This is a genomic window from Coleofasciculus sp. (assembly GCF_046539235.1).
Lineage (GTDB): Bacteria > Cyanobacteriota > Cyanobacteriia > Cyanobacteriales > Coleofasciculaceae > Coleofasciculus.
Genome location: NZ_JBKHHI010000287.1, coordinates 1 through 8745, shown reverse-complemented (window position 1 = coordinate 8745; position 8745 = coordinate 1). Strand labels below are relative to the sequence as shown.

Below are 8745 nucleotides of genomic sequence, written 5' to 3'. Positions count from 1 at the left end.
CGCGATCGCACCTCAACATCGGTGACGAGAAAGATATGAACACAAAGGCTATATTGAAGGCTCTAACCAGCTAATCTGTTATCGAACAGATGAGCAAACAGTTAGAGATTAAGTCGGGGAATCTGACTCATCTGTTAATGTCTCAATCAACAAATCCATTTGCTGTTGTCGCTGTTGCAGAAAGGCTTCACATTGACGCAAATACTCGACAGCCGAGGCAAATTGGTCAAATACCTCAGCTAATTCCAGTTCCCCTCGCTCGATTTGCTCGATAATCGTCTCAACCTGAGCCACTGTCGCCTCATAGTTCCAAGACGGCGGGAGGGAGGGCTCAGCCGGGTGGGTACGAGAGGATGCGATCGGATCAACCATGAAAATCTAAAGTGTCGGTCTCATAATAAACTTAAGGATAGCCTGGAATCCGGCACCAAACGTTAAAATAATCCCGGTCAATATTTTTTCCCGAACCGGGAAAGTAAACCTGGAAAGCCGCTAAGAGGTACAATGCCTAAGACTTACACCGTCGAAATCAATCACCAAGGTACAACCTACACGATAGAAGTCCCAGAGGATAAACAAATTCTTCGGGCTGCTGAAGACCAAGGTATAGACTTACCCAATGCCTGTAATGCTGGCGTTTGTACAACCTGTGCCGCTAAAATCATTGAGGGTTCTGTTGATCAAAGCGAAGGGATGGGACTTGGACCCGAATTGCAAGAGGAAGGGTATGTCTTGCTTTGTATCGCCTTACCGCGATCTAACCTGAAAGTTGAATCGGGTAAGGAAGACGAGGTTTACGATCGCCAATTCGGTCAACCGTCTTGAGTCAGCATGGTGTTGGGGCGCAACCTACTTGTGTTGACATGCACCCAGCATTTGTACCCCTTGACAATCATTTACTGTAATTTACCCCACTCAGAAAATGACAACTCACTTCATTACTGCCGAAATTGACCTCCAGGAGTCACCAAAACAACTCCATCAAGCGATTGAGACACAACTGCAAAAACAGGGAGAACCCCTGCGTTGGGCGGTTACATCTGTGGATACTCAGGCGCAAAAAGCTCAGGTTGAAGCAATTGTCACCAAGACTAATTCTCAAGCGTCCACCCCTTAATCATTGTGCGTCCTTACACCGTTGTTTTAATCATTCCCACAGGAATTGGCGCATCCATTGGTGGCTATGCAGGAGACGCTTTACCCGTCGCCAGAGCGATCGCCCAAATCTGCGATCGCCTAATTACTCATCCTAATGTCCTCAATGGCGCTCAACTCTATTGGAATTTGCCCAACGCCCTCTATGTCGAAGGCTATGGGCTTGACAAATTTGCCGCCGGATGCTGGGGATTACAACCTGTGCATCAAAATCGGGTGGGATTAATTCTCGACCAAGGGATTGAACCGGATCTACGTTTGCGCCATCTGCAAGCGGCTGATGCCACCAGAGCCACGTTAGGACTGAATCTGACCGACTACGTAATCACCGACGCGCCCCTGAATGTGGAACTGCGGACAGCACCATCGGGGGCGAGTTGGGGTACAATAGGCAATCCGGATAGTTTGTTGCGATCGGCTGAAGTGCTGATTCAACAGGCAAAGGCAGACGCGATCGCAGTAGTGGCTCGTTTTCCCGATGATCTGGGCAGCGAAGCCCTAGAAGCATACCGACAGGGACAAGGAGTAGACCCTCTGGCGGGTGCAGAAGCCGTGATCTCTCACCTAATCGTGCGAACCTTCAAAGTCCCTTGCGCCCACGCCCCAGCCTTAATGCCCCTTCCCCTAGAACCCAACCTGTCGCCGCGATCGGCAGCCGAGGAATTAGGCTATACTTTTCTACCCTGTGTACTGGTGGGGTTAAGTCGCGCCCCGCAATTTCAGGTGACGCCGCATCAGCCGGGAGCAATTTGGGCAGAGGATGTGGATGCGGTGGTTATTCCCGCTAATGCCTGTGGTGGTAGTGCCTTGTTAAGCTTAAGTCAGTTACGGACTCAAATTATTGCCGTTGAGGATAACCAAACCTCAATGCAAGTGCCTCCAGAACCTTTGGCAATCAAAGCTGTACGAGTACACTCGTATTTAGAGGCACTGGGTATGTTAGTGACCCATCGCGCTGGAATTAGTGCTGATGCTCTGAGTCCCTCTGTGTCGTCTATGCGTAGCTTATCTATATATTAGTGACTAAACAGCATCCCGATAATCCTGACTTTGAATCCCTAACCCGCACCCAAGTATTAGTTGCCATGGGGATAACGGCGGTTGTTTTGCTCGTCGTGGCTAAACTCTGGCTGAGATTTGGGTCAGTGGAATTGTTATCCCTAGACTTTACTATAGAAGGATTACTCATCGGATTAGGTATAGGCGTGGGAATTACCGCGATGAGTAGTGTAGTCTATCGCCTCTGGTCAGCTTACCGTAAAAGTGCTGACGTTTACCTCAATTTGGTTTTAAAGCCGTTGGTATTACCGGATCTGATTTGGTTGGGGTTACTTCCGGGTATGAGTGAAGAGTTGCTGTTTCGGGGAGTGATGTTACCCGCCATTGGTTTGAACGCCCTGGGTGTGATTATTTCTAGCTTGGTGTTTGGCGTTTTACATTTGAGTGGTTCCCAACAGTGGCCCTATGTGGTTTGGGCAACGATTGTAGGATTGTTACTGGGGTTTAGTGCTGTCGGTACAGGGAATTTGCTGGTTCCGATTGTGGCTCATGTGGCGACCAATTGGCTGTCTAGTTTCCTTTGGAAGTTGGCACATCGAGAGGCTGAAGCATAGATCCTTAGATCCCTGACTTCTTGAAATAGTAAGGGATCTTGCTCTCTAGGACGCTCTATTGAACTCAAATATAAAGCGTCGATGAAGCTAATGGAGAATTCCATCAATGACTTTGATATAAATTTACCTTATATAAAACTGCTACTTTAGTTACAAGTGTTTTACATCGCGAAACATATAGAAATATAGTCGAGGGAATCCGATCAGAAACTTTAGTAATTCACAGGGAAGTAATTAGGCACAAGTGACTGGCAAGTCAGTGAGAGTAACGCTTCTACTCCCGATTAAAGATTAATTAAATGTAAACGAGTATTTACATCCATAAAATATTACAAACATTAACTCGATAAAGTCTTGATAAAGACTTGACTTTTTTGCACTTTTTCTTGGAGAAGTTCGTTATTATTGCTCATGTAAGGAAAAAACAGGTAAGCCAAAGGTATCTGCTCACTCAAGACAGAAAATTTAGTTTTTATTCCCGATAAGCTTTTTTGTCCTAACCGAGCCACCTATAGCTGACTGTCTTCTCCAACGAGGGTATAAATTGAATTCAGCCATCTAATAGAAAGCCAGACAATCCTCGTCTTGCTTGACTAATAACAAGAATGGAGATGTCTAGCTGATCGGTAATTTCAAATTATCTTAACTATTAGTGTAACACTAAATTCACTAATTGGCGATCGGCTTTTCGTTGGCTTTTCAGATCTTTGTTGTGGTTGAGTTCTCACCCTCAACGGACTTGCTCGAAGTGGGGAAAGAAAGGGAAATCCTAGACAACCCTTTGCAAGTCTGATGTTCACCCAACAATGATCACGAGGTTTAGAGTCATGAAATGCTTTTCTTCAATCGCTACAGTAGGAACAACTCTTGTTGCTTTAGGAACTGTAATGGCTTGCGGCAATGGGGCGTTAGCCGATCCCCTCAACGACCGACCTGTTAGCCCTCTGGGTGATAATGGTACAGAAGATACACTTCAGGAAGTCTTAGATAGTATTACAGAATCAGGTAAAATTGATGCTGTCAACGATCAGAAACCGTTCGCGCTGTTTAAAAACACTTCAGGCAGTGGATTAAAAGGAACTCTGGTCGCTGAAATAGCTGGTTTTGATGATATCAACGTCTTTGGTCTATATAGTGCCGATGATATAACCAATAAAGCGCCAATTTTCCAGGGTAGTAATAAACCATTTGATCGAGTCTCGCTTGACTTCTATAACGATGGCACAGTCAAAATGACAGGTGCAACTGACCCAATTGGGACTGGCTTTAATGGGGCATTTGGTTTTTATCTAGATACTCCCAACGACATTTTCTACACTGAGGATAGTCATAATAAAAATAATGATCCCCAGGCTTTGGTTTACCAAGGTGATAATGACACTGTTCTCCAAATTGGCAATTTTCAAGCCGGAAAATTCGTGGATACTGAGTTCATCGTTGCTTTCGAGGATAAGCCTTTCAGTAGTGCTGACAAAGATTTCAATGACATGGTTGTCCATGTCGCCGGTGTTGAGCCAGTTCCAGAACCCATGACTATTTTAGGTTCTACTCTAGCTCTAGGATTTGGTGGTTTGTTCAAACGGCAAATGTCAAAACGGCAAAAGAACTAGCTGTTAGCTGGTAGGGGCGGGTTTACCGAATAATCGGGTTTTGCCAAGACGATGGCAATAAACCCGCTCCGATCACGGTTTATAGTTGGTAATGCTGGGATTTTTAGCGCCCAAGCGCAACTCCGAGCTGGGCGATCGCTTGGGGTAAAATGCGATGTTCCTGAACTTGAATCCGGGCGTGTAGCGTCTCTGGTGTGTCATCAGGAAACACAGGAACGGCGGCTTGAATTAAAATCGGTCCACTATCGACTTCTGGACTAACTAAGTGAACTGTACATCCGGTAATTTTGACACCTGCGGCTAAGGCTTCTGCTTCGGCGTGAATGCCTTTGAAACTGGGTAAGAGACTAGGATGAAGGTTGAGGATGCGATCGCGAAATGTATCAATCAAGACTGGTGTGACAATTCTCATCCAACCCGCCATAACCACGAGTTCAACTTGATACTGTCTCAATGTCTGGACAATTTGAGCATCGAGGGCTTCCCGTTTTTTGTAATCCCGGTGATTATGGAGAACGGTGGGAATGCCGAATTTTTCGGCTCTGGCGAGAGCTTTGATACCGGGATTATTATAGATCATCACTTGAATTTGGGCATGGAGTTGCCCATCTGCGATCGCTTGGGCGATGGCTTCAAAGTTGCTACCACTCCCCGATACCATAATTCCTAGTTTTACAGGAGGCGTATCTGGGGCTGGTTTAGGAGTAACTGCTGGGGAAATAAGACTAGGGGTTGTATTCGGCGCTGGGGTATTGCTGGTCATAGAACTACAGGAATTACCAAGAGTATCATAATTGTTGGGTGGCGTCTGCCCGATACAGTATTGCCTCAAGATACGATACGCTGTACTAGAATAGCCAAACCATCACCCTCCTGCCTCAGCTAGCCATGACTCAATCGACTGACTTCCTGACGCACCTCAATCCCTCTCAACGTCGCGCCGTCGAACATTTCTGCGGTCCCTTGCTGGTTGTGGCGGGGGCGGGTTCGGGTAAGACGAGGGCGTTAACCTATCGCATCGCCAATCTGATTCTCACCCATAAAGTCGATCCCGAAAACATTTTAGCGGTTACGTTCACCAATAAAGCCGCACGGGAGATGAAATCCCGGATTGAAACCCTATTCGCCCAGCAACTGGCTGTCCAAACGCGAGGTCAGCGTTTAGAATTACTCCCAGAACTTGAACAAACTCAGTTGCGATCGCGGGTCTACAAAAAATACATCAAACCTCTGTGGATTGGTACGTTTCACAGCCTGTTTGCTCGGATTCTCCGCTATGACATCAATAAATATACCGATGAAAAAGGACGCCAATGGAAGCGTAATTTTTCCATCTTTGACGAATCCGACGCCCAAACGCTGGTAAAAACCATCGTCACCAAACAATTAAATCTAGACGATAAAAAATTTAATCCTCGTACCATTCGCTACGCGATTAGCAACGCCAAAAACTTAGGCTTATCACCCCAAGCCTTTGAAAAAGAGCAATCTGGTTATAAAGGGCGACTCTATGCTGAAGTTTATCACCATTATCAAGACCAGTTAGCCGCCAACAATGCCCTGGACTTCGATGATCTAATTTTAGTCCCCGTAAAACTCTTCCAACAAAACGAATCCGTTCTGGGATATTGGCACAATCAATTTCGCCATATTTTAGTGGATGAATATCAAGATACAAACCGGATTCAGTACGAACTGATACACCTATTAACCACAAACGGCGAAACTGAAAAAACGCAATGGGATTGGCGCGATCGTTCGGTGTTTGTAGTCGGTGATGCCGATCAGTGTTTTCCTCCTGGAACTAAGGTTTTAACCCCCGCCGGCGAGAAAGCCATTGAAACCTTGAACGTGGGAGATCAGGTTCTCTCACCAACCGGACAAAAACAACTTTACCCCCATCAAATCACGCATATCAAAAAAGGATACTTTTGTGGGTCTCTCTGGTCAATTCGTGCGGGTGAACAGGTATTACGTGGAACGCCTCATCATATTGTTCTTGCCAGAATGACACCCATTGAAGGGCATTATTATGTGTATCTGATGTATCGAGCCGATCGCGGCTATCGCATCGGCATCACTAAAAGTTTACGTCACAACGATTATCGATGTGATGAACTCGGCTTTAAAGTTCGTATTGCCCAAGAAAATGGGGATAAGCTTTGGGTACTGAAAACTACAACGTCTTATGAAGAAGCAGCTTACTATGAAGCCTATTATGCAGCTAAATATGGGTTGCCAACGCTAGTATTTCATGGTAAAGGTAGGCAAATGCGCCTGAATGATGAGTGGATTTTTCGCCTATACCAAGAAATTGATACCATCACCAATGCTCACCGATTAATGCAGGATCTCTGGCTGCATCCTGACTTTCCCCACTACCGTCCTCAGAATGGCTTACGACGACAGACATTAAATTTGGTTATGTTTGGCACACCTCGGTTAGACAATAAAAAATCGGCGAGTTATCACCGCATCCAATGGTGTTCTAATCGTCGTGATATTGCGACCAACTTAGAAGCGGCTGGCTTTTCCATTCGTTCTGGGAAAAATAGCCGAGGGTATCGGGTTGAAACAGCGAGAGTTTCATACAAAGAAGCGGTGAGTATGGCGCATTCTATTGCCGATGCAGGTCAACTGGAAATTCAACGCAAAGCATTAATCAATGGCACAAGTTATTATTTTATGCCTTTATCTCATCTCCACCCCGGAATGAAAGTGCTAGTCGAGGTGGATGATACCTTAACAGAGGTGGAAATTGAGCAAGTTTGGCAAGATGAGTATGAGGGAGACGTGTATGACTTAGAAGTTGATGTGGCTCATACTTATATAGCGAATCGTATGCTAGTCCATAACTCAATTTATTCCTTTAGGATGGCAGATTTCACCATATTACTGGGATTTCAGCAAGACTTTGGTGATGGGTTGTCGGATGAAACAACTCGCACCATGGTGAAATTAGAGGAAAACTATCGATCGCGCGAAAATATTCTCCAAGCGGCTAATTATTTAATTGAACAGAATACCCAGCGAATTGACAAAATTCTCAGACCCACACGCGGTTTAGGGGAAGTCATTTATTGTCATCAAGCCGACGATGAGTTAGAAGAGGCTCATTTTGTAGTTCAACAAATTCTGAAACTGAATCAACAAAACCCAGAATTAGGCTGGGGTAGTTTTGCCATTCTTTATCGGACGAATGCCCAATCTCGCCCGTTAGAAGACGCGCTGCGCGGTCGAGTGCCTTATGTGATTATCGGCGGATTGAAGTTCTACGATCGCAAAGAGATTAAAGATGCCTTAGCGTATCTAAGAACGATTGCCAATCCCAGCGATACCGTCAGTTTACTGCGGATTATTAACACACCACGACGAGGTATTGGTAAAGCCACGATTGATAATTTAGTGCTGGCGGCTCAAGAATTGGGAATTCCCCTCTGGCAAATTATCCAGGATGAAACCTCGGTCAATACCATTGCTGGACGTTCGGCTAAAGCCGTTAATCGGTTTGCCCAGTTGATTAAGCAGTGCCAAGATAATACGGAAAACTTAGAAGCAGTAGAAATTATTAAGTTTATCATGGAGGAATCGGGATATGTTGATGACCTAAAAAATCAAGGCACAGACGAAGCTGAAAACCGATTGGCAAATATCCATGAACTCTATAACGCTGTCGTTCAATTCCAAGAAGAAAATGAAGATACCAGCCTAGAAGGATTTCTGGCAAATGCGTCGCTGGCGTCTGACTTAGATAATCTAGAAGACGGACAACAAGCGGTATCCTTAATGACACTGCACTCGGCTAAAGGATTAGAGTTTCCGGTTGTATTTCTAGTTGGTTTAGAACAAGGACTTTTTCCCCATAGTCGTACTATAGATGACCCAATTGCCTTAGAAGAAGAACGCCGTCTCTGTTATGTAGGAATTACTCGCGCCCAAGAACAACTCTTTCTTGCCCATGCCCGTGAACGCCGCCTCTATGGGTATCGTGAACCTGCGGTTCGGTCTCAGTTTTTGGATGAGTTACCCGAAGACTTAATTAGCAGTACCTTGGTGAAAGTCAAACAGCAAACGCCTTCTGTCTCAACGGAAAAGTCATCAAAATCATCTAGTTCAACGGCAAACTCTAAGGATTGGAAAAAAGGGGATTTACTGCGTCATGACACCTTTGGCGTTGGTGAAGTGACCCATGTTTTTGGTTCAGGCAAGAAAGTTAGTATTGCGGTGAAGTTTCCCAGTTTGGGGCAAAAAATTCTTGACCCTAAGCGAACCAATATACAACGGGTGAATTAGTTGGGGAATAGGTAAAAGTCAATTGTAGGGGCGGGTTTAGGGACAATTGTAGGGGCGGGTTTAGGGACAATTGT

8 protein-coding genes are annotated in these 8745 nt (G+C 45.4%); 6 read left to right on the top strand and 2 right to left on the bottom strand.

Annotated features, from left to right (window positions below):
* Positions 1–108: 108 nt before the first annotated feature.
* Positions 109–372: an exodeoxyribonuclease VII small subunit gene (gene xseB, locus ACLFWI_RS21385; protein ID WP_446368080.1), complete on the bottom strand. Its 264-nt coding sequence runs from the start codon at positions 370–372 to the stop codon at positions 109–111.
* A gap of 132 nt (positions 373–504) precedes the next feature.
* Between xseB and ACLFWI_RS21380 the strand changes: the two genes are divergently transcribed.
* The 5 genes from ACLFWI_RS21380 (at position 505) to ACLFWI_RS21360 (ending at position 4378) form a co-directional block, all read left to right on the top strand.
* Positions 505–825, top strand: coding sequence for a 2Fe-2S iron-sulfur cluster-binding protein (locus ACLFWI_RS21380; protein WP_446406585.1), 321 nt, complete (start codon positions 505–507; stop codon positions 823–825).
* Between the two features lie 97 nt (positions 826–922).
* The gene (locus tag ACLFWI_RS21375; protein ID WP_446414595.1) at positions 923–1117 is read left to right on the top strand and encodes a hypothetical protein; all 195 of its coding nucleotides are present in this window, start codon (positions 923–925) and stop codon (positions 1115–1117) included.
* Entirely contained in the window at positions 1117–2175 is a 1059-nt protein-coding gene (locus tag ACLFWI_RS21370) for a DUF3326 domain-containing protein (protein WP_446414596.1), read from the top strand. The genes ACLFWI_RS21375 and ACLFWI_RS21370 overlap by 1 nt, the downstream gene beginning before the upstream one ends.
* On the top strand, positions 2175–2768 hold the full coding sequence (locus tag ACLFWI_RS21365) for a CPBP family intramembrane glutamic endopeptidase (protein ID WP_446414594.1): 594 nt from the start codon (positions 2175–2177) through the stop codon (positions 2766–2768). Before ACLFWI_RS21370 ends, ACLFWI_RS21365 begins: the two co-directional genes overlap by 1 nt.
* An 827-nt stretch (positions 2769–3595) precedes the next feature.
* Positions 3596–4378, top strand: a complete 783-nt coding sequence (locus tag ACLFWI_RS21360) for a PEP-CTERM sorting domain-containing protein (RefSeq protein ID WP_446414593.1) — start codon at positions 3596–3598, stop codon at positions 4376–4378.
* Positions 4379–4481: 103 nt separating this feature from the next.
* Here the strand turns inward: ACLFWI_RS21360 and purN are convergent, their stop codons facing one another.
* Positions 4482–5141, bottom strand: coding sequence for a phosphoribosylglycinamide formyltransferase (purN, locus tag ACLFWI_RS21355; RefSeq protein WP_446414592.1), 660 nt, complete (start codon positions 5139–5141; stop codon positions 4482–4484).
* Positions 5142–5266: 125 nt separating this feature from the next.
* Here purN and ACLFWI_RS21350 point away from each other — a divergent pair, with 125 nt between their 5' ends.
* The gene (locus ACLFWI_RS21350) at positions 5267–8671 is read left to right on the top strand and encodes a UvrD-helicase domain-containing protein (protein WP_446414591.1); all 3405 of its coding nucleotides are present in this window, start codon (positions 5267–5269) and stop codon (positions 8669–8671) included.
* Positions 8672–8745 lie beyond the last annotated feature (74 nt).